Origin of the sequence: Sulfitobacter sp. D7, assembly GCF_003611275.1 — a bacterium.
GTDB lineage: Bacteria > Pseudomonadota > Alphaproteobacteria > Rhodobacterales > Rhodobacteraceae > Sulfitobacter > Sulfitobacter profundi.
In genome coordinates this window covers 1,019,267-1,040,652 of the sequence record NZ_CP020694.1, presented here as the reverse complement: position 1 = coordinate 1,040,652, position 21,386 = coordinate 1,019,267, and the positions used below count along the sequence as shown (strand labels likewise).

21 protein-coding genes are annotated in these 21,386 nt (G+C 62.8%); 12 read left to right on the top strand and 9 right to left on the bottom strand.

All coding sequences use genetic code 11. The annotated features are described in order from the left end of the window. Positions 1–154: 154 nt before the first annotated feature. The 10 genes from sucC (at position 155) to lpdA (ending at position 10,953) form a co-directional block, all read left to right on the top strand. Positions 155–1,348 (top strand): ADP-forming succinate--CoA ligase subunit beta, encoded by a 1,194-nt coding sequence (gene sucC, locus B5M07_RS04955; RefSeq protein WP_120350477.1) that lies wholly within the window; start codon positions 155–157, stop codon positions 1,346–1,348. Positions 1,349–1,495: 147 nt separating this feature from the next. Next, a complete protein-coding gene (locus B5M07_RS04950) occupies positions 1,496–1,789 on the top strand; it encodes a hypothetical protein (RefSeq protein WP_120352151.1) in 294 nt (97 codons plus the stop codon). Between the two features lie 73 nt (positions 1,790–1,862). Next, positions 1,863–2,549 carry a hypothetical protein gene (locus B5M07_RS04945; protein ID WP_120350476.1) on the top strand — a complete coding sequence of 229 codons (687 nt, stop codon included), beginning with the start codon at positions 1,863–1,865 and terminating at the stop codon, positions 2,547–2,549. A 52-nt stretch (positions 2,550–2,601) separates the two neighbouring features. After that, on the top strand, positions 2,602–3,489 hold the full coding sequence (gene sucD, locus B5M07_RS04940; RefSeq protein WP_067630488.1) for a succinate--CoA ligase subunit alpha: 888 nt from the start codon (positions 2,602–2,604) through the stop codon (positions 3,487–3,489). A gap of 305 nt (positions 3,490–3,794) precedes the next feature. Continuing rightward, positions 3,795–6,755, top strand: a complete 2,961-nt coding sequence (locus B5M07_RS04930; protein ID WP_120350475.1) for a 2-oxoglutarate dehydrogenase E1 component — start codon at positions 3,795–3,797, stop codon at positions 6,753–6,755. A 4-nt stretch (positions 6,756–6,759) separates the two neighbouring features. Then, complete coding sequence (gene odhB, locus B5M07_RS04925) at positions 6,760–8,340, top strand: 2-oxoglutarate dehydrogenase complex dihydrolipoyllysine-residue succinyltransferase (protein WP_120350474.1); 1,581 nt, start codon at positions 6,760–6,762, stop codon at positions 8,338–8,340. 79 nt (positions 8,341–8,419) lie between these two features. Continuing rightward, a complete protein-coding gene (locus B5M07_RS04920) occupies positions 8,420–8,803 on the top strand; it encodes an MAPEG family protein (RefSeq protein WP_120350473.1) in 384 nt (127 codons plus the stop codon). Between the two features lie 12 nt (positions 8,804–8,815). Next, positions 8,816–9,079 carry a hypothetical protein gene (locus tag B5M07_RS04915; protein ID WP_120350472.1) on the top strand — a complete coding sequence of 88 codons (264 nt, stop codon included), beginning with the start codon at positions 8,816–8,818 and terminating at the stop codon, positions 9,077–9,079. After that, entirely contained in the window at positions 9,076–9,471 is a 396-nt protein-coding gene (locus tag B5M07_RS04910; protein WP_120350471.1) for an MAPEG family protein, read from the top strand. The genes B5M07_RS04915 and B5M07_RS04910 overlap by 4 nt, the downstream gene beginning before the upstream one ends. A gap of 93 nt (positions 9,472–9,564) precedes the next feature. Beyond that, positions 9,565–10,953 carry a dihydrolipoyl dehydrogenase gene (gene lpdA, locus B5M07_RS04905; RefSeq protein WP_120350470.1) on the top strand — a complete coding sequence of 463 codons (1,389 nt, stop codon included), beginning with the start codon at positions 9,565–9,567 and terminating at the stop codon, positions 10,951–10,953. A 359-nt stretch (positions 10,954–11,312) separates the two neighbouring features. On the opposite strand, the gene B5M07_RS04900 is transcribed toward lpdA, so the two are convergent. Genes B5M07_RS04900 through B5M07_RS04890 form a run of 3 tightly spaced genes read right to left on the bottom strand, consistent with a single transcriptional unit; the run spans position 11,313 to position 13,629 of the window. After that, positions 11,313–12,050, bottom strand: a complete 738-nt coding sequence (locus tag B5M07_RS04900; RefSeq protein WP_120350469.1) for a lysophospholipid acyltransferase family protein — start codon at positions 12,048–12,050, stop codon at positions 11,313–11,315. Next, a complete protein-coding gene (locus tag B5M07_RS04895; RefSeq protein WP_067942216.1) occupies positions 12,047–12,940 on the bottom strand; it encodes a cell division protein FtsX in 894 nt (297 codons plus the stop codon). Before B5M07_RS04895 ends, B5M07_RS04900 begins: the two co-directional genes overlap by 4 nt. Before the next feature lie 11 nt (positions 12,941–12,951). Then, positions 12,952–13,629 carry a cell division ATP-binding protein FtsE gene (locus tag B5M07_RS04890; RefSeq protein WP_120350468.1) on the bottom strand — a complete coding sequence of 226 codons (678 nt, stop codon included), beginning with the start codon at positions 13,627–13,629 and terminating at the stop codon, positions 12,952–12,954. Positions 13,630–13,785: 156 nt separating this feature from the next. Here B5M07_RS04890 and B5M07_RS04885 point away from each other — a divergent pair, with 156 nt between their 5' ends. Next, the gene (locus B5M07_RS04885; RefSeq protein ID WP_254693960.1) at positions 13,786–14,850 is read left to right on the top strand and encodes a zinc-ribbon domain-containing protein; all 1,065 of its coding nucleotides are present in this window, start codon (positions 13,786–13,788) and stop codon (positions 14,848–14,850) included. Between the two features lie 6 nt (positions 14,851–14,856). Here the strand turns inward: B5M07_RS04885 and B5M07_RS04880 are convergent, their stop codons facing one another. The 6 genes from B5M07_RS04880 to argH are packed head-to-tail and all read right to left on the bottom strand — an operon-like array spanning position 14,857 to position 20,769. After that, positions 14,857–17,400, bottom strand: coding sequence for a DUF4175 domain-containing protein (locus tag B5M07_RS04880; protein WP_120350466.1), 2,544 nt, complete (start codon positions 17,398–17,400; stop codon positions 14,857–14,859). A gap of 35 nt (positions 17,401–17,435) precedes the next feature. Continuing rightward, complete coding sequence (gene lysA / locus B5M07_RS04875) at positions 17,436–18,701, bottom strand: diaminopimelate decarboxylase (RefSeq protein ID WP_120350465.1); 1,266 nt, start codon at positions 18,699–18,701, stop codon at positions 17,436–17,438. A gap of 28 nt (positions 18,702–18,729) precedes the next feature. After that, positions 18,730–19,047, bottom strand: coding sequence for a DUF2834 domain-containing protein (locus B5M07_RS04870; protein WP_120350464.1), 318 nt, complete (start codon positions 19,045–19,047; stop codon positions 18,730–18,732). Further along, entirely contained in the window at positions 19,047–19,205 is a 159-nt protein-coding gene (locus tag B5M07_RS19395) for a hypothetical protein (protein ID WP_161487440.1), read from the bottom strand. Before B5M07_RS19395 ends, B5M07_RS04870 begins: the two co-directional genes overlap by 1 nt. Continuing rightward, positions 19,202–19,381 (bottom strand): hypothetical protein, encoded by a 180-nt coding sequence (locus B5M07_RS04865; protein WP_067628460.1) that lies wholly within the window; start codon positions 19,379–19,381, stop codon positions 19,202–19,204. Before B5M07_RS04865 ends, B5M07_RS19395 begins: the two co-directional genes overlap by 4 nt. Continuing rightward, on the bottom strand, positions 19,378–20,769 hold the full coding sequence (gene argH / locus B5M07_RS04860; protein WP_120350463.1) for an argininosuccinate lyase: 1,392 nt from the start codon (positions 20,767–20,769) through the stop codon (positions 19,378–19,380). The genes B5M07_RS04865 and argH overlap by 4 nt, the downstream gene beginning before the upstream one ends. Before the next feature lie 23 nt (positions 20,770–20,792). On the opposite strand from argH, the gene B5M07_RS04855 reads away from it, so the two are divergent. Continuing rightward, entirely contained in the window at positions 20,793–21,362 is a 570-nt protein-coding gene (locus B5M07_RS04855) for a TlpA family protein disulfide reductase (RefSeq protein ID WP_120350462.1), read from the top strand. The last annotated feature ends 24 nt before the right edge of the window (positions 21,363–21,386 follow it).

Here is a 21,386-nt window from a genome sequence, read left to right as displayed (position 1 = left end):
GCCGTTGAGCGCATTTGTGATCACACGTATTTATCGTGTGATCACAAAACGCATTTTTAGCTGGTCAATCCCGGCTTTCTCCGAAAAAACCCTTACAGGAACGAAAGTCATCCCCATACTACGGGGCAACTGGAACAGAAACGGGACCGTTTTCATGAACATCCACGAATATCAGGCAAAAGCCCTCCTGCGCAGCTATGGCGCCCCTGTCTCCGACGGCCGCGTTGTGCTGAAGGCAGAAGATGCCAAGAACGCAGCCGGCGAAATGGACGGACCGCTTTGGGTTGTCAAAGCGCAGATCCACGCAGGCGGTCGCGGCAAAGGCAGCTTCAAAGAAGCCGCCGCTGGCGAAAAAGGCGGTGTGCGCCTTGCCAAATCCGTGGAAGAAGCCGCTGAAGAAGCCAAAAAGATGCTGGGCAAAACGCTGGTCACGCACCAGACCGGCCCCGCAGGCAAGCAGGTCAACCGCATCTACATCGAAGACGGTTCCGACATTGAGCGCGAATTGTACCTCGCCCTGCTGGTTGACCGCCAGACCAGCCGCATCTCCTTTGTCTGCTCCACCGAAGGCGGCATGGACATCGAAGAGGTCGCCGACGCGACACCTGAAAAAATCCTCAGCTTCTCTGTCGATCCGGCCACCGGCTACCAGCCCTACCACGGCCGCCGCGTTGCCTTTTCGCTGGGTCTTGAAGGCACAGCCGTCAAGCAGTGCGTCAAACTGATGGGTCAGCTTTATCAAGCCTTCGTCGACAAAGACATGGAGATGCTTGAGATCAACCCGCTGATCGTCATGCCCGGCAACGACCTGAAAGTGCTCGACGCGAAAGTTGGCTTTGACGGCAACGCCATGTACCGCCAGCCCGACATTGCCAACCTGCGCGACGAGACCGAGGAAGACTCGAAAGAACTCGAAGCCTCCAAGTATGACCTGAACTACATCGCGCTCGACGGTGAAATCGGCTGCATGGTGAACGGTGCGGGCCTTGCGATGGCGACGATGGACATCATCAAACTCTACGGTGCCGAGCCTGCCAACTTCCTCGACGTGGGCGGTGGTGCGACCAAAGAGAAAGTCACCGAAGCTTTCAAGATCATTACCTCCGACGAAAACGTCAAAGGCATCTTGGTCAACATCTTCGGCGGCATCATGCGCTGTGACGTCATCGCCGAGGGCGTTGTCGCTGCGGTGAAAGAAGTCGGTCTGAAAGTGCCGCTGGTTGTTCGCCTTGAGGGCACCAACGTCGAAGAAGGCAAAGCGATCATCAACAACTCCGGTCTTGATGTCATCGCCGCCGACGACCTGAAAGATGGCGCACAGAAGATCGTGAAAGCGGTCAAAGGCTAAGCCCTCCCCCGGCCATCCCCCCACGGCTTTCGCGCCGGTCGGGGGTGGCCGATATCACCGTTCTTGCCGCCCCCGTGCGGCAGGGGCAAATGCGACGACGCCGCGCCGCGCCCACCCAATGATGCCCCGATGAGCAATGAGGTCAGTATGGATCAATCTCCCAAATCCTCCCCCGTCTTGACGGGCATTGCGCTATTGGGGGCCGGCATTCTGATCCGGCAATGGCACCCCGACGCCCTGCGTCTGCCTGAGCCTGCCAACCATCACCGCCGCGACCGCGGTCTGCGGCGCGCCGCGCGCAAGTCGCGCAGCGGGCTGGCGATGATCCTGCCGTCGAACCTCACCGGCTCCATTGGCCGCAGCCTAATAATCATGGGCGCGGGCCTGCTGACCCTGCGACTGCTGGATCTGCTGGCTGATCAAGATGAGCAGCTTTACTGATGCCTGTCCTGTCGTCCGCTCCCCTTATACCCAAAGCGGCCAAGCGCGACCGCGCTGCGCAAAAGGCGGGCCTATGACGCGGGCGCTCTCCTCCTCTCGCACCGGCTGGTGGGTGATCCTCGCCCTTATCGTGGCTTTTGCCGTGCAGATGGTGGTCGTGAACGCCCTCCCGGTTGCCACGCAAACCACCCTGCTGGCCGAAGGCGGTTTTTACGAAAACCTTTCGGTCGTGGGCTACCTGCTCTGCATTGTGGCGCTGGTCTGGACGCTGCGCGGCGCGGTGCTGCGGGTCTGCTATCTGCCGCTGGTGCTGGCGGTCATGGCGGCGCGTGAATTGGACCTCGACAAAAGCCCTTTCACCCGCGGGCTCTTCAAAGCCCGGCAATATACCGGTGAGGGCGTGCCACTGGCCGAACGGCTGATCGCCGCCCTGATCCTTGCGTCGATCGTCACCGCGATTTTCCTCATGCTCTGGCGTCACGCCCGGCCCTATCTCTCGGCCCTCTGGCACGGCCGTGCATGGGCCGGGGCCGTCCTGACGGGGATCGGTTTCACCGTCGCTTACAAACTGCTCGACGGCATCGCCCGCAAACTCGCCCCCTTAGGGATCGAGATTTCCGCCGATGCCGAACGCACCGCTTTCGTCGTCGAGGAGATCGGGGAGCTTGGCATCCCGGTCATGTTCCTCGCCGCCATCCTGCTGTGGCCCGGCCCTTCGCCTGCCACGGCGCATCCCACCAACCGGGCGCACCGCGCCTGACGCCCCCGGGGCCCGCCCCCGGGATTAAATATCACCGACCAAGGAAGAAATCATGGCCGTACTAGTCAACGAAAACACCAAAGTCATCTGTCAGGGTCTGACCGGCTCGCAGGGGACGTTCCACACCGAACAGGCCATTGCTTATGGCACCAAGATGGTTGGCGGCGTCACGCCCGGCAAAGGCGGTCAGACGCACCTCGACCTGCCCGTGTTCAACTCCGTGCACGAAGCCAAACATGTGACCGAGGCCAATGCCTCCGTGATCTACGTCCCGCCCCCCTTCGCGGCGGATTCGATCCTTGAGGCGATCGACGCCGAGATGGAGCTGATCGTCTGCATCACCGAAGGCATTCCGGTGCTTGACATGGCCCGCGTCGCCCGCGCGCTCGAAGGTTCCAAGTCGCGCCTGATCGGCCCCAACTGCCCTGGTGTGATCACGCCTGACGCCTGTAAAATCGGCATCATGCCGGGCCACATCCACCGCCGCGGCTCCGTCGGCGTTGTCTCGCGCTCGGGCACGCTGACTTATGAGGCAGTCAAGCAGACCACCGACATGGGCCTTGGCCAATCCTCTGCCGTGGGCATCGGCGGCGACCCGATCAAAGGGACCGAGCATATCGACGTGCTGGAAATGTTCCTTGCCGACCCCGAGACCCAGTCGATCATCATGATCGGTGAAATCGGCGGCTCCGCCGAAGAGGAAGCGGCACAGTTCCTTGCCGACGAAAAGAAGAAGGGCCGTTGGAAGCCCACCGCTGGTTTCATCGCAGGCCGCACGGCCCCTCCCGGCCGCCGCATGGGCCACGCAGGCGCGATTGTCGCCGGTGGTAAAGGCGACGCGGAGAGCAAGATCGAAGCGATGAAAGAAGCCGGTATCGTTGTGGCAGACAGCCCCGCGACACTGGGCGAAGCGGTCAAAGAAGCGATCGACAAGGGCTGATGCCCGCCGGGCGGGCCTTGGCCCGCCCATTGACCCACTCTGCAAAGCACTACGTTTTGCGGGGTCTTGAAAAGAACCACCCGGCGCCGCCCGCTTGCGAAGGAGGGTAAGATGCACATTCAGACCGCGCTCACTCCCTCCCGCCCCCGCGTGGCGCTGGCCCTTGGGCAAACGCCCGAACCGGCGGCCTTGGCTGACCTTGTGACCCCGCCCTCAATACCTATGGCCCCCCGCCCCGGGCCTGACTATAGACCGACCCTGATTCTGACCCTGTCCCGTCTGCCCCGCCGAACAAAGGTGACCCAATGACCGACCAACCCGCCAACGAACAGTTCCACGCCTCTTCCTTCATGGAAGGCGAAAACGCGGAATATCTTGAGGCGATGTACGCCCGCTATGCCAACGACCCCAACACGGTCGACGAGGCATGGCAGACGTTTTTCGCGGCGATGGGCGATGACGCCGAAACCGCTCAGGCCGAGGCCGCAGGCCCCTCTTGGGCGCGGCCCGATTGGCCCCCCGCCCCCCAAAGCGAGGTGATGGGCGCGCTGACCGGTGTCTGGCCCGAACCGACCGAAGCAAAAGCCGCTGGCGACAAGATCAAGAAAAAGGCCGAGGAAAAGGGCGTTGCCGTCTCGGATGACCAAATCCGCGCCGCCGTGCTCGACAGCATCCGCGCGCTCATGCTGATCCGCGCCTACCGCATCCGTGGGCACCTCGCCGCGCAACTCGACCCCTTGGGCATGCGCGACATGGGCAACCAGCCCGAGCTTGACCCGAAATCCTACGGTTTCACCGATGCCGACATGGACCGCCCGATCTTTATCGACAACGTGCTGGGCCTCGAAGTCGCGACAATGAAGCAGATCGTCGGCATCGTCCGCTCGACCTACTGTGGCACCTTCGCGCTGCAATACATGCATATCTCCGACCCCGAGCAGGCCGGTTGGTTGAAAGAGCGGATCGAGGGCTATGGCAAGGAAATCGCCTTTACCAAGGAAGGCCGCAAGGCGATCCTGAGCAAACTGGTCGAAGCCGAGGGCTTTGAGAAGTTCCTCCATGTCAAATACATGGGCACCAAACGCTTCGGTCTTGATGGCGGCGAAAGCCTTGTTCCCGCGATGGAGCAGATCATCAAACGCGGCGGCCAGTTGGGCGTCAAGGACATCGTCATCGGCATGCCGCACCGGGGCCGCCTCTCGGTGCTGGCCAATGTGATGCAAAAGCCCTACCGGGCGATCTTCAACGAATTCCAAGGCGGCAGCTTTAAGCCTGACGATGTGGATGGTTCGGGCGATGTGAAATACCACCTCGGCGCCTCGTCGGACCGTGAGTTTGATGGCAATTCTGTCCACCTGTCGCTGACCGCGAACCCCAGCCACCTCGAAGCGGTGAACCCCGTGGTCTTGGGCAAGGTCCGCGCCAAGCAGGACCAGCTGAACGACAAGGACCGCACCGCCGTCATGCCGATCCTGCTGCACGGCGATGCGGCCTTTGCTGGCCAAGGCGTCGTGGCGGAATGTTTCGCGCTTTCGGGCCTCAAGGGTCACAAGACTGGCGGCACCATGCATATCGTGGTGAACAACCAAATCGGCTTCACCACCGCGCCGCATTTCTCGCGCTCCTCGCCCTACCCCACTGACAACGCGCTGGTGGTTGAGGCGCCGATCTTCCACGTCAACGGCGACGACCCCGAAGCGGTCGTGCACGCCGCCCGCGTGGCCACCGAGTTCCGTCAGAAGTTCCACAAAGACGTGGTCATCGACATCTTCTGCTACCGCCGCTTTGGTCACAACGAAGGCGACGAGCCGATGTTCACCAACCCGGTGATGTACAAGAGCGTCAAGAAACAGAAAACCACGCTCAGCCTTTATACCCAACGTCTGGTGGCCGACGGTCTGATCCCCGAGGGTGAGATCGAAGACATGAAGACCGCCTTCCAGAACCAGCTCAACGATGAGTTCGAGGCCGGTAAGGACTATCGCCCGAACAAGGCCGACTGGCTGGACGGCAAGTGGTCCGGCATGGACAAAAAGAACAAGTCCTACCAGCGCGGTAAAACCGCCATCGCGCCCGAGACGCTGCAAGACGTCGGCAAGGCGATCACCACCGCGCCGGACAAATTCCCGCTGCACAAGACCATCGGGCGTCTGCTCGAAGCGAAAAAGCAGATGTTCGAAAGCGGTGAGGGCTTTGACTGGGCCACGGCTGAGGCGATGGCCTTCGGTTCCTTGCTGACCGAAGGCTACAAAGTGCGCCTCTCGGGTCAGGACAGCACGCGCGGCACGTTCAGCCAGCGTCACTCCGCTTTCGTGAACCAAGACAACGAAGACCGCTACTATCCGCTGAACCACATCCGCGAAGGTCAGGCCGAGTATGAAGTCATCGACTCCATGCTCAGCGAATACGCGGTGCTGGGCTTTGAATATGGCTACTCGCTGGCCGAGCCGAATGCGCTGACGCTCTGGGAAGCGCAGTTTGGTGACTTCGCCAACGGCGCGCAGATCATGTTTGACCAGTTCATCTCATCAGGTGAAAGCAAATGGCTGCGCATGTCGGGCCTCGTTTGCCTGATGCCGCATGGCTATGAGGGTCAGGGGCCTGAGCACTCCTCTGCCCGTCTGGAGCGTTTCCTGACCATGTGCGGCGGCGACAACTGGATCGTGGCGAACTGCACCACGCCCGCCAACTACTTCCACATCCTGCGCCGCCAGCTGCACCGCAGCTACCGCAAGCCGCTGATGTTGATGACCCCCAAGTCACTCCTGCGCCACAAGCTCGCGGTCAGCAAGGCCGATGAATTCACCACCGGGTCGAGCTTCCACCGGGTGCTCTGGGATGACGCGCAGAAAGGCAACTCCGACACCAAATTGGTCGCGGATGACAAGATCAAGCGCGTGGTGATGTGCTCGGGCAAGGTTTATTACGACCTGCTGGAAGAGCGCGACGCCCGTGGCATCGACGATGTCTACATCCTGCGGTTCGAACAGTTCTACCCCTTCCCCGCGCAATCCGCGGTCAGAGAGTTGGAGCGGTTCAAAGGGGCCGAAATGATCTGGTGTCAGGAAGAGCCCAAGAACCAAGGTGCATGGTCCTTTATCGAGCCCAACATCGAATGGGTTCTGGGCCGCATCGACGCGAAACACGGCCGCGCCTCCTATGTGGGCCGCGCCACCGCCGCCTCGCCCGCCACGGGTCTGGCCAGCCAGCACAAAGCACAACAAGCCGCCCTCGTCGACGAGGCGCTGACCATCAAAGGAAACTAAGACCATGACAAGCGAAGTACGCGTACCCACGCTGGGCGAATCCGTCACCGAAGCCACCGTTGCCACATGGTTCAAAAAGCCCGGCGATACCGTCGCGGTGGATGAAATGCTCTGTGAATTGGAGACCGACAAGGTCACCGTCGAAGTGCCCTCCCCCGTTGCGGGCACTCTGAGCGAGATCGTGGCGCAAGAAGGCGAAACCGTGGGCGTCGATGCCCTGCTGGCCAATGTCAGCGAAGGCGACAGCGGCTCTGCGGCCGCGCCGAAAGCCAAGGAAGCCGCCGAGGATGATGAGGCCGTGTCCCAGTCCGACCGGGGCGGCGATGCGCCCAAGGCGATCGACGCAGGCTCGGCAGATGTGGCTGCCCGCGAAGGCGAAACCATTGAAGTCAAAGTACCCACACTGGGCGAGTCGGTGACCGAAGCGACCGTTAGCACTTGGTTCAAAAAGGTCGGCGACAAGGTCGAAGCCGATGAAATGCTTTGCGAGTTGGAAACCGACAAGGTCAGCGTCGAAGTCCCCGCGCCTGCTGCCGGTGTGCTGGCCGAAATCCTCGCCGAAGAAGGCAGCACCGTCGAAGCCTCTGGCACGCTGGCGGTGATGACCTCGGGCGCAGGCGCTGCGGCCCCCAAAGGCGAAGACGCCAAATCCGGCGCCGGTGCCGCGCCCGAAACCAAGTCCGCTGACGGCAAAGACGTTGAAGACGCGCCCTCGGCCAAGAAAGCCATGGCCGAAGCCGGCATCAGCCGCGATCAGGTCACCGGTTCGGGCCGCGATGGTCGGGTGATGAAAGAAGACGTCGCCAAGGCCGTGGCCGCAGGCTCGGCTCCCAAAGCCGAGGCCAAACCCGCCGCCCCCCGCGCCGCTTCTGCCCCCGATGATGCGTCGCGCGAAGAGCGGGTCAAGATGACCCGTCTTAAGCAGACCATGGCGCGCCGCCTTAAAGAGGCCCAGAACACCGCCGCGATCCTGACCACCTTTAACGAGGTGGACATGACCGAGGTTATGGAATTGCGGAACACCTACAAGGCCGATTTTGAAAAGAAGCACGGCGTCCGCATGGGCTTCATGTCCTTCTTCACCAAAGCCTGCTGCCACGCGCTGAAGGAAATCCCCGAGGTCAACGCCGAGATCGACGGCACCGACATCATCTACAAGAACTACGTCCACATGGGCGTCGCTGCTGGCACGCCCACGGGTCTTGTGGTGCCGGTGATCAAAGACGCCGACGCGATGTCCTTTGCCGAGATCGAAAAGGCCGTAAACGCCATGGGCAAAAAGGCCCGTGACGGCAAGCTGACCATGGGCGACATGACCGGCGGCACCTTCACCATCTCCAACGGTGGCGTCTACGGCTCGCTGATGACCGCGCCGATCCTGAACCCGCCACAGTCCGGTATCCTCGGCATGGCGAAGATTCAGGACCGTCCGATGGCGATCAACGGCGAGGTCGTGATCCGTCCGATGATGTATATCTCGCTCAGCTACGACCACCGGATCATCGACGGCAAGGGCGCGGTGACCTTCCTCGTCCGCGTCAAAGAGATGCTCGAAGATCCCCGCCGTCTGTTGATGGATTTGTGATACCATGGGCGGGGGGAGACCCCCGCCCTATATACCCGCAGACCGGGTGGGGCGTCCCACCAACTGAAAGGGCCAAACCATGAGTGAAACCACCCTCCTCGCCGCCTATGGCCTCTTGGTCATGCTGACGATCCTACTGCAGGTGCTGGGCGCGACCCGGCAGCTCTCAATGGGCTACCTGATGTCCTCGCGGGATGAGACGCGGACCACCACCGGCATGACGGCCCGTCTGGGCCGCGCGGTTGATAATTCCGTCGTGGCCATGGCGCTTTTCGCGCCTGCCGTGTTGCTGGTCGAAATGCTGGGCCGCAACAACAGCGCCACGCTGCTGGCCGCCCAAGTCTTCCTGCTGGCGCGGATTATCTATGTGATCGTCTATGCGCTCGGCGTGCCGACAATCCGCACGCTGGCATGGCTCGCCGGCTATGCGGCGACAGCGGTCCTTTATTTCCACGCGCTCTGAAAGGGCATTCAAATGCAGATGATCTGCCATCTCGAAGTTACTGATTTTACCGCATGGAAAAACGCCTTTGACGCCGATGCGGAATCGCGGCGCAATGCGGGTCTCACGGTCATGCAGGTTTGGAAACACACCGACAGCAACACCAAAGCCACTGTGCTGCTCGACGTGAACGACCGCAAAAAGGCCGACGAATGGCTCTCCCGGTCCAACGCGCTGAGCAGCGATGACCAAGGCACCGTAACCAGCACCACTGCTTATTTCGTGAAGAACGCATGAGTGCTGAGCTGACCGTTCTGACCCTTGCAGCACTCCTGCAAGGCCTGCAATTCGTGCTTTACGCCGTGCCCGCCAACCGTGAGCTTGGCCCCGGTTACACGATGTCGGCCCGCGACCGCGATCCGAGCCGTGCGCTATCGGACCGCACCGCGCGTCTGGGCCGCGCGATGGACAATCATTTCGAAGGGCTGATCCTATTCGGCATCGCCGTGGGCGTGGTGCAGATGTCAGCGCAGAACACCGCCTTTACCGCCGCCTGCGCTTGGGTCTATCTCATCGCCCGCGTGCTCTACGTCCCCGCCTATGCCATGGGCCTGCGCCCGCATCGGTCCATTATCTGGGTCGTGGGCTTTGCCGCGACCATGTTAATGCTGCTGGCGGCCCTTATTTAACCCTTTCCCCCACACCCGCAGGCAGCGGCGCTTGCACCTGAAAACCGCGCCTCCTACCTTGCCTGTAATACCCGACTGCTAAGGAGACCCCCCATGTCGAGCTATGATGTCATCGTGATCGGCTCCGGCCCCGGCGGCTATGTTGCCGCCATCCGTTGCGCGCAACTGGGCCTGAAAACCGCCTGTGTGGAGGGCCGCGAGACCCTCGGCGGCACCTGCCTCAACGTGGGCTGCATCCCTTCCAAGGCGCTGCTACACGCCACGCATATGCTGCATGAGGCCGAGCATAACTTCGAAGAGATGGGTCTGAAGGCCAAAGCGCCGACCGTCGATTGGAAGCAGATGCTGACCTACAAAGACAAGACCATCGAGACCAACACCAAAGGCATCGAATTCCTGTTCAAGAAGAACAAGATCGACTGGCTCAAGGGGTGGGGATCGGTGCCGGAAGCGGGCAAGGTCAAGGTCGGTGATGAGGTCCATGAGGCCAAGAACATCATTATCGCCAGCGGTTCCGAGCCTGCGGGCCTGCCCGGCGTCGAGGTTGACGAGAAAACCGTCGTGACCTCCACCGGCGCGCTGGAACTGGGCAAAATTCCCAAGAAGATGGTCGTGATCGGCGCGGGCGTCATCGGGCTGGAACTGGGCAGCGTCTACGCGCGTCTGGGAACCGAGATCACCGTCGTTGAATTCCTTGATGCGATCACTCCGGGCATGGACCCCGAGGTGCAAAAGACCTTCCAGCGGATGCTAAAAAAGCAGGGCATCAACTTCGTCATGGGCGCCGCCGTGCAAAAGACCGAAGTCGCCAAGGGCAAAGCCAAGGTCAGCTACAAACTCCGCAAGGACGACAGCGAGCATGAGATCGAGGCCGACACCGTACTCGTCGCCACGGGCCGCAAGCCGGTGATCAAAGGGATGGGTCTGGACGATCTCGGCATCAAGATGACCGAGCGTGGTCAGATCGCCGTGAATGAGCATTGGGAGACCTCCGTCAAAGGCGTCTATGCCATCGGCGACGTGATCGAGGGCCCGATGTTGGCCCACAAAGCCGAGGACGAAGGCATGGCCGCCGCCGAGGTGATCGCGGGCAAACATGGCCACGTGAACTACGGCGTGATCCCCGGCGTGATCTACACCCACCCCGAGGTCGCCAGCGTCGGCGAAACCGAGGCGACGCTCAAGGAAGCGGGCCGTGAATACAAAGTCGGAAAGTTCTCCTTCATGGGCAACGCGCGGGCCAAGGCGGTCTTTGCCGGCGACGGTTTTGTCAAGCTTATCGCCGACAAGGAAACCGACCGCATCCTCGGCTGCCACATAATCGGCCCCGGCGCGGGCGATCTGATCCATGAGGTCTGCGTGGCGATGGAGTTCGGCGCCTCGGCACAGGATTTGGCGATGACCTGCCACGCACACCCGACCTACTCCGAAGCCGTGCGCGAAGCCGCACTGGCCTGCGGTGACGGGCCGATCCACATGTAAGACCGAGGGGGCGGACCAAAGGTCCGCCCTTTTTCGTTGCGCAGGGTGCGCGCGGCGAGCGTATCAAGCGTTAACACCCCTGCTCTACAACCTCTCCCGTCGCGACACACACGGAAGACGAGGCCCTTCGCGGGTCATGTCGATACGTAGAGACATGCAGGGTGACGCCTGTCTTTTCCACCTCCCCAAGGCGGCGCCGCCACTTTAACGGCGTCCAGAGACCGAAGATCGAACCCCGTGAAGCCGTCGCTTCAGCGGGCGCTTCGGCGTAGCTTAAAAACATGAAGGGCAGCGCCGACCCGCGGGGTGACACATCTTGGTAGGGTTTCGATTTAAAAGCGACCGCCGGTTGATCCGAACTACCCGGCCTCTACAGGCCGCCACCCAGCTTCATGCAGCAAGGCGTTCGAACGGCTCTCGACCTCTTCTTCCAACCGCGCCATAAAGCTTCGCTTATCCAGCCCCGGCTCAATCGGTTCTAGAAACTCCACGACAGCCAAACCCGGCTTGCGGTAGAGCCCTCGACGCGGCCAGAAATGGCCCGCATTGGTCGCTACCGGCACGCAAACCTGCCCCATCTGGTCATAAAGCACCGCCGTACCAACCTTGTAAGGTGCGCTGAGGCCCGGTGCCACGCGGGTGCCTTGTGAATAGATCACCAACTGCCCCGGCTCGACCCGACCGGCGTTCACGTCGGCCATCATCTTGGTGATCGCCTGCCCGCGTTTGCCACGGTTGACGGCAATCATGCCCATCCGTTTGGCGTATTGGCCAATCACCGGGGTCCAAAGCACCTCGCGTTTCATAATGAATTTTGCACGCGGCAGAGCGTGAAAGATCATCAAGATATCCAAAAACGATTGGTGTTTTGCGGCCACCAAAACTTCACCATCCGGTACCGTGCCACGCACCTCGCAGCGCAGCCCGATCAGCCAGCGGGCCGACCACATGGCCCAAGCGGCATAGGTCTTGCAGGCCCGATAGGCCCCGCGTTTCGAAAACATTGCCCAAGGCGCAAAGGCCAACCCGAGCACCGGCATCGCCACGGTCACCTGCACGATATAGAGGATCGACCGGACCCATTGCAGCAGCTTCATGTCAGTTCCCTCAACGTACGCCGGGCCGCAGCCCCGGTGGCGGCAAAGGCCACCGCCCCGACCAAGATCGGCACCATAAGCGGCACCACCCAGTGCCAGCCGCGAAAGCCCAAGCCGGTCAAAAAGCCGCCCGCCTCGCCGGCATCGGGCAACAGAACGACCGCCACCATGCCAAGCACCGTGCCCGCCGCCGCACCCAACAGCGCGCGCAGGGTAAAGCGCCGAATGAAGGCCCGCGCGATATAGTCATCCGTCGCCCCCACCAGCCGCAGCACCGCGATCACCTGCGCATTGGCGGCCAGTGCGGCCTGCGCGGCCAGCGTCACCATGGCCGCCACCGCAGCCCCGATCAGCAGCGTAGAAATCCAACCCAGCAGCCGCAACCGGCTTGCCGCGGCCACTAACGGCGCGCGCCAGCGGCTGTGGTCATCCAGCACGGCTCCGGGCACTTCGGCAGAGAGACGCAGGCGCAGGCCCACCGGGTCCAGCCCCTCGCCTTCCTCAACCACTTCGATTAAACGCGGCACCGGCAAGCTCTCCATCGCCAGTTCAGGGCCGAACCATGGGGCAAGCAGTTCTTCCTGCTCCGCATCCGTCAGCGCGCGGGCCGAGGCCACGCCCTTGGTCGTCTGCAACACCTTCAACGCGGCCTCAGTCTGGGCCGCGCGTTGGTCCAATGGCGCGACAATGCGGACCGTAGCCGACTGCGCCAACTCCTGCCCCCAAACCTGCGCCAACCGGCCCGAAGCAAGCGACAGCGCCAAGGCAAATACCGCGAGAAAGGCCATCGCCCCGGCGGCAAACAAGGTGAGCTGCGCCGTGAAACCCGAGGGCGGCACCACGCGGTCCGCTTGCCTGTCGCCTTTGAAAATCGCGCGCAGGGCGCCCATGTCGAACCGCTTCACAAATCCGCCCCCGCCAGTTGAATGCGCCGGTTGGCGATCCGCAGCACGCGGGCTTGGACATGCGCCTTGGTAGCGCGGATCAGGCCCAGATCATGGGTGGCGATCAACACGGTCTTGCCCATGCGGTTCAACTCGATCAACAGGCGCAGCAGCCGTTGCGACATCTCCCAATCGATGTTCCCCGTCGGCTCATCCGCCAAGATCACATCGGGCGACATGATCACCGCACGCGCCAGTGCGGCCCGCTGCCGCTCCCCACCCGAAAGCTCGGGCGGCAGGGCGTCGGCCCGGTTGGTAAGGCCGACCCAAGACATCAGCTCTTCCAGATCGGTGCCCCCCGCCTCGGCCTGACGGCCCGAAACGTTCAGCGGCAGGGCGATATTCTCGGTCAACGGCAGGTGGTCGAGGAATTTTACATCCTGATGCACCACACCAACGCGGCGGCGCATCAGCGCAATGTCATCACGCCCCAGCCCGCGCACATCGGCCCCGAACATCCGCAGGTGCCCCGCCGTGGGCAGCAGAGCGCCGTAGCAGAGCTTCATCAAGGTGGTCTTGCCCGCGCCCGAGGGGCCGGTGAGGAAATGGAACGATCCGGGGGCGAGTTTCAGCGTGATGTCGGACAGCAATTCGCCCCCGCCATAGCTGTAGGCCACATTTTCGAGCTCTATCACGCAACCACCTTAAAACACTTCGACCTGTTGTGCCTCAGCACCGGAAAGGATTCAATCACTCAGAACCCCAGCACCCTGTCCAGATATCACTTTTCCTACGTTATTCTAGGACATATGCTGTCCGTTACGATCCGAAAGCACCGAACGAACCCAGGAATGACCATGCGGCTGATCTGCCCCAACTGCGACGCGCAATACGAAGTCCCCGATGAGGTGATGCCGGTGGCAGGGCGTGACGTGCAATGTTCCAACTGCGGGCAGACGTGGTTTCAGCATCATCCCGACAATGCGCCCGAACAGGACGACAGTGAATTCGACGACCCGGATTTCGATGACGACGTGATGCATATGAAGCAACGCGCGTCGGATGACACTGGCGAAGAGCAGTCCGCGGCCAATAGCCTGCCTGATCTGCAGCCCTTCGGGGATGAGGGTTATGAGGATTACGAAGACGAGGGCTTCGAAGACGACGGATTTGAAAAGGGGGCATTAGAAGAGGGCGACTTCGAAAACGACGCCTTCGAAAAGGCTGCCTTCGCGCCGGAGGAGGAAAACGCGCGCCCGGCCCCCGCCGCCGCGCCCGTCAGACGCTCGCTCGACCCTGCCATTGCGGAAATTCTGCGTCAGGAGGCCGCGGCCGAGCAGGAAGCCCGCCGTCGTCGTCCGTCAGAGCCGTTGGAAAGCCAGCCGGACCTCGGGCTTGACGACGCGCCCCGTCCCGCGCCCAAACAAGCCCCCCATCCCGACATCGCCGAAGATGACCACGTGCCAGAGGACGAAGACGCCCGCCGCGCCCATGAAGCCCGGCTGCGCATGGCCAAAATGCGCGGAGAGCCGGTTCCCGAAAGCGAGAATGACGCCTACGGCAGCGCGTCGCGCCGGGATCTGCTGCCCGATATCGAAGAGATCAACTCAACCCTGCGCCACGACCGCACGCAGGGCCAGCAGGCGGGGCCAACGCCCACCGCCGCGCTCGACCGCCCTGAAAAACCGCGCAAATCGGGCGGGTTCATGCGCGGCTTCACCGTGATGATCGCCTTGGCGGCCATCTTGGCGGCAGTCTATGTCTATGCGCCGCAGATTGCGCAATCCGTGCCTCAGGCCGATCCTTACCTATCGTCCTATGTGGCATGGATGGACGACGCACGCATTTGGCTCGATGGGCAGTTACAGGACCTGCTGGTCTGGCTCGACACCGTGGCGACCCAATCGCAGGGCTGACCCCGCTTAAAACCGATCCAAAAGTCTGTTGAGGTAATCGCGTTCAACTTCGGGCCGCTCCGCCTCGCCCGAGCGGCGGCGGATTTCGTCCAGCAGACGCCGCGCGCGGCTCTGATCGTCCGGCCCCTGTGCCAGCGGCGCGTCTGAGCTATTCGCCCCATTGCCCCCCTGCTCGCGCCCCAGCGGATCGCGCGCCTCGGCCCGGCGGTCGCCTTCGGCAGTGCCTTGACCGGGCTGGCCCTCGCCCTGTTCTTGCTCCATCGCATCGCCAAGCGACCGCATCCCTTCGCGCAGCGCCTCCATGGCCTGTGCTTGATTGTCGATTGCCTCGGCCAACTCATCGCGGCGCAGGGCGTCTCCGGCGCGGCCCATCGCCTCTCCGGCGCGGTCCAGTGCATCACGCGCGGCATCCCCTTCGGGCGTGCCTTGCCCCGGCAGACGGCCTTCCTGACGGCGCAGCTCGTCGCGCAGCGCTTGCTGACGCCCGGCCAGCCCCTCTTCGGCGCCCTCTTCGCCGGATTGGCCGCCCTGCCCCCGCTGGCCCTCATGGCTCTGACCGCGGCCCTGACTGCCATTGCGGCCTTCGTTGCCTTCATTCTCGCCCGCCCCGGTGCCGGGGTTGAACTGCTCTTGCAGGTCGCGGAAGGCCTGATCGCTAAGCCCCTGTTGCTCGCGCAGGGTTTCCGAGAGCCCCTCCATCGCCTGCTCACCCGGTGAATTGCCGCCCTCGCCGGGCTGGCCTTGGGTGACGCGCATGTTCTCCATCATTTCCTGCAACTGATGCAGCGCCTCGGCGGCCTCGGCCATGCGGCCTTGCTCCATCAACTCCTGAATGCGGTCCATCATGCGTTGCAGATCGTCTTGCGTCATCTGCATGGACTCGCCTTCAGGCTGCTGGCCTTCGCCCTCCTGTGCCTGTTGCCGCTGGAGTTGCTCTAGGTACTCTTCGGTGGCGCGGCGCAATTCCTCCATCAGCTCGGCAATCTCTGCCGACGACGCACCGTTCTTCATCGCCTCATTCAGCCGATCCTGTGCCCGGCGCATCCGCGCCAGCGCATCGGCCAACACGCCTTCTTCGAGTTCAATCGCCAGCGCCCAGAGGTCTTCGGCCATCTCGGTCTGGACCTCTTCGTCCAACCCATAGCGCGCGCGGATTTCCAGACGGCGGATCAACTGCTTGAGCCGCAGAACCGTCACATCCGAGCGCAGATCCTCCCCCGGCGCATAGGTCACAGCGCGAAGCACCTGCGCGATGCGCGGCGCATTGGCCCGCGACCACAAAAGATCGCGGCGCATCTCGATGACTGCTGCCGCCGCGGGATCGAAAAAGCGCCGCCCCGGCAGGGTCAATTGGCTCACCTCGGTCACGGCTTGCTGTTCGGCAGCGTCGAGCACGGAAAGCTCTAGAGATACCGGCAGATTGGCCCAAGGGTGCTTAGAGAAATTCTCGATCAAGCTTTCTTCAAAATCGCGCCGGTCACCGGTGATCGGCATGGGCAGCGGCACGACGATCTCGGGCCGTGTGTCAGGGTCGATGGTCAACCCATAGCGCCGGTCGACAGAGGCCAGATCAAGGCTGATCCGCGCCTCGCCCGCTTCGACGCCGTAATCATCCCGCGCGGCAAACGGCAGGCTCATCTCGCCCAAGGCAGTCACCTCGGGCGGGCCCAACCGCTCAATCTGCGGGGCGGCGTCGGGCAGCATCGTGATCTGCCATGCCCGCGCGCCCGGACCCTCAATGCTGATCACGCCGCTTTGGCGCAGGGTGAAATCCTGCGCGGGTTCTGACGACGCCGCCCCCTCCCGGCCCGAGACGTTTTCCGCGACCGTCAGCGCGCCCAACTCGCCGTAAAGCCGCAGGGTGATCAAGGTGCCCGCAGGCAGCGACAGTGCCCCGGCCTCAAGGTCATTCAGATAAAGCGTTGGCTTGCCCGTATGGCGCGGCGGTTCGGCCCAACCTTCCCAAACCGGACCAGAGGCCAACGCGCCGCCCGCGCCGCCGGGGGTCAGTTGCGTCACCTCACCCAGCCGCCAGACCGAACCAAAGACCAATGCCACAGTGAACGCCAGCAGCGCCAGATAGCGCAGCGCATAGGGGTCAGCCCGCGACACACGCAGATCACCCTTTACCGGTTTGGCTGCCGCCGCCCGTGCCGCCATCCGTTTCTGATGGGCCTTCCAGACCGCCGCCGACGCCGCATCACCCGCGCCGATTGCCTGATCGTCCAACAGCGCCCGAATGGGCCGCCCCGGCAGGCTGGCATCCAGCCGGGCCAGCGCATCGGCGCGTGAGGGCACCCGAAAACGCCGCAGCGCAAACACCAAGGTGCCCAGAAATGCGATACCGAGAACGGCAAATACGGCCCAAAGCAGATTACCGCCCAGACCGTCCTGCGCCCCCATCATCAGCGCCGCGAGCACCGCCAGCGCCAGCGCAAGCATCGGCCAAAGCGCCTGCACCAGCGCCTCGGCCAGCATCCCCGCCCAAGTCAGCCGCAATGGCCCGCGCAATACGCGCAGCCCGTCTGCCTTGTAAGTGGATGTTTCCATGCGTCACGCTCCGGTGGCCCGGCGGCGGGATGCCGTCAAAGCCATTCAGGGATGGTATCGCGGTTTATCATTTCGTCAAAGCTTGGCCGTGGGCGGATAACCGCGAATTGATCGCCATTGACCAGCACCTCGGGGATCAGGGGCCGCGAATTATATTCGCTGCTCATCACCGCGCCGTAGGCTCCGGCAGAGCGGAAGGCCACCAGATCGCCTGACCCCAGCACCGGCATCATGCGTTGTTTGGCGAACGTATCGCCGGATTCGCAAACCGGGCCGACGATATCCACCGGGCGCGGCTCGGCTCCCGGAGCGGGTTCATTCAGCGGCACGATGTCATGCCATGCGTCATACATGGCGGGCCGGATCAGGTCGTTCATCGCGGCATCAAGGATCAGGAAATCGCGGCCCTCGCCGGATTTGAGGTAGATCACTTCGCTGACCAAGACACCCGCGTTGCCCGCGATCAGGCGGCCCGGTTCAATCTCGACCTCGCAGCCCAGATGCCCCAGCGTGCGCTGCACCATCGCGCCATAATCCGTCGGCAATGGGGGGGCGGAGTTGGATCGCTCGTAAGGGATGCCCAACCCGCCGCCAAGGTCCAGCCGCCGGATGTTATGACCATCGGCGCGCAGCACTTCGGTCAGTTCCGCGACCTTGCCATAGGCCTGCTCAAAGGGGGCGAGATCGGTGAGTTGGCTGCCGATATGCACGTCGATGCCGACAATCTCCAACCCCGGCAGATTGGCCGCCATGGCATAGACCTCGCGGGCGCGGGCGATGGGGATGCCAAACTTGTTTTCGCTTTTGCCGGTGGCGATCTTGGCGTGGGTTTTCGCATCGACATCGGGGTTCACGCGGATGGTGATCGGCGCGACCTTGCCCAATTCACGCGCCACGATATCAAGCAGGATCATCTCCGGCTCGCTCTCGACGTTGAACTGGCGAATGCCGCCCGTCAGAGCCAATTCGATCTCTTCGCGGGTTTTGCCTACGCCGGAAAAGACGATCCTGTCGCCCGGCACGCCTGCCGCCTTGGCCCGGCGGTATTCCCCGCCCGAGACCACATCCATCCCCGCGCCCGCCTGCGCCAGCGTGCGCAACACGGCTTGGTTGGAATTGGCCTTCATCGCGTAGCAGACCAGATGATCCATGCCCGAAAGCGCATCGTCGAACAGGTGAAAATGCCGCAGCAGCGTCGCGGTGGAATAGACGTAGACCGGCGTGCCGACAGCGGCGGCGATCTCGGCCAAGCTCACGTCTTCGGCGTGCAACACACCGTCTTTATAGAGAAAATGATCCATTTGCGCGTCGCCCTATGTCGTCCCGGCCCTATTTGATCGGCGCTGTCCGCAGAAACAGATAGAGCGGCAGGCCACAGCTCACCCCAATACAGAACGTGGCGGGAATGGCAATCAGCGCGCTGAAATTCCGGCGCACGGCGACCTCGGCGATGATCCAGATGGTTAATGTGACGGCGGCGATGGTCAGATCCCAGACCAGCCCGCTGGCGGCGGCATTGGCGTGCCACGCATCGACCATGGCGCTCAGGCTCCAACCCTCGGCGTTGAACCAAGTGATGAAGTAGTACATCGGATGGATCGTGCCCCAGACCGCGAGGGCGAGGTAGAGCATGCGCAGGGGCGACATCAGAAAGTCTTTGCCACGCCGACGGTGGCATAGCCCGACAGGCTGATCCCCGGTTCGGCTGGCGGCGGCGCATCTTGCCGCGCCGATGGCTGCGGCGGGGTGCAGGCGGCCAAGCTAAGTGTCCCGACCACCAGAGCAATCTGCAAAAGCGGCCTCACGACCCGACCCCAAGCGCCAGCGAAAACGGCCCGCGGCGCAGCCCGACAGCAGTGCCGACCGACACGCCCGAAGACGACATGGTGATTGTGCTGCTGGCTGTCGGTTTCACAGGTTCGCCATCCGCGCCACAGGCGGCAAGGCTTAGCAAAGCAAGGGTCGCGAGGGCGCGTTTCACTTCAGAATTTCCTTCCAACGCTCGACTTGGGCACGCACCTGCGCAGGGGCGGTGCCGCCATAGGACATGCGCGAGTTTACCGAGTTTTCGACGCCAAGCACATCGAAAACGTCCTTAGTGATCTCGGCGTGCACCGATTGCATCTGTTCCAGCGTGAGGTCCGGCAGATCGCAGCCCTGCGCCTCGGCCATGGCGACCAGCGTGCCGGTCACATGGTGCGCGTCGCGGAACGGCAGGTTCGGCACTCGCACCAGCCAGTCGGCCAGATCGGTGGCGGTGGAGAATCCCGAGCCCGCAGCGGCGGCGAGGTTCTCGCGCTCCGCAGTCATGTCGCCCACCATCCCGGTCATCGCGGCCAGCGCCAGCATCAGGTTGTCGGCAGCGTCAAAGACCTGCTCTTTGTCTTCCTGCATGTCCTTGGAATAGGCCAGCGGCAGGCCCTTCATCACGATCATCAGCGCGGTGTTCGCCCCAAAGATACGGCCCACTTTGGCGCGGATCAGCTCGGCAGCGTCGGGGTTTTTCTTTTGCGGCATGATGCTTGAGCCGGTCGAGAAACGGTCCGACAACGCCACGAAGCGGAACTGTGCCGACGACCAAATCACCAATTCCTCGGCAAAGCGCGACAGATGCATGGCGCAGATGCTGGCGGCCCCCATGAACTCCAACGCGAAGTCGCGGTCGCTGACGGCATCGAGGCTGTTCGCCGCGGGGCAGTCAAAGCCGAGCGCCTCTGCTGTCATGTCCCGGTCAATCGGGAAGGAGGTGCCAGCCAGTGCGGCGGCCCCCAGCGGGCATTCGTTCATACGGCGACGCGCATCGCGGATGCGCGAGAGATCGCGGCCAAACATTTCGACATAGGCCATCATGTGATGGCCCCATGTCACGGGCTGCGCGGTTTGCAGGTGGGTGAAACCGGGCATGACCCAATCAGCGCCCGCTTCGGCCTGAGACAAAAGCGCGCGGATCAGGGCTTGGAGCCCCTCGTCGGCGGCGTCCAACTGGTCGCGCACCCAAAGTTTGAAATCGGTGGCGACTTGGTCGTTCCGGCTGCGGCCCGTGTGCAAGCGGCCTGCGGGCTCCCCGATCAGATCTTTCAACCGCGCTTCGACGTTCATGTGAATGTCTTCGAGTGCTGCAGAGAACTCGAACCGGCCCTCTTCGATCTCTGACAAGATCGTGAGAAGCCCTTCCCGTATCGCGTCGGCGTCGTTATCAGTCAGAATGCCCGTGGCTGCCAGCATGGCGGCATGGGCACGCGACCCGGCGATGTCTTGTGCGGCCATCCGTTTGTCGAACCCGATCGAGGCGTTGATCGCCTCCATGATCGCGTCCGGTCCGGCGGCGAAACGGCCACCCCACATTTTGTTCGAGGTCGTGTCGGTCATGTTGAATACCCTTGGAGGGACGTATGAAAAATCTGGTGCTTGGCTTCGTTTATACGCTGCTTGTCGCAGGTGCAAACCCCGCCCTTGCCGGAACGGCTGACATCGCAGGGCTGCGCGACGGGGACATGAAGAAACTCGTGATCCATGACGCGCCACAAGCGGCCTCTGACGTGACCTTTGAGCGTGAGGACGATGGCGAGGCGATGTCGCTGGCGGATTACGAAGGTAAGATCGTGCTGGTGAACTTCTGGGCCACATGGTGCGCGCCCTGCCGCAAGGAAATGCCGCAGTTGAACGCGCTGCAAAAGGAATTCGGAGGCGATGACTTTCAGGTGCTGACCATCGCCACAGGCCGCAATTCAGAGGAAGGGATCAAGCGTTTCTTTGAAGAGGCCGGCGTCGACAGCCTGCCCCGCCACCAAGACCCGAAACAAAAGCTCGCCAGCCAAATGGGCGTTTTCGGCCTGCCGATCAGCGTGCTACTGGACCGTGAAGGGCGTGAGATCGCCCGGTTGCAGGGCGATGCGGAATGGGACTCTGAGAGCGCGCGGGCGATTATCGCGGCGCTGATCAAAGAAGACGCCGAGGGCTAAGCCCCAAACGTAAGGTCGGGCGTC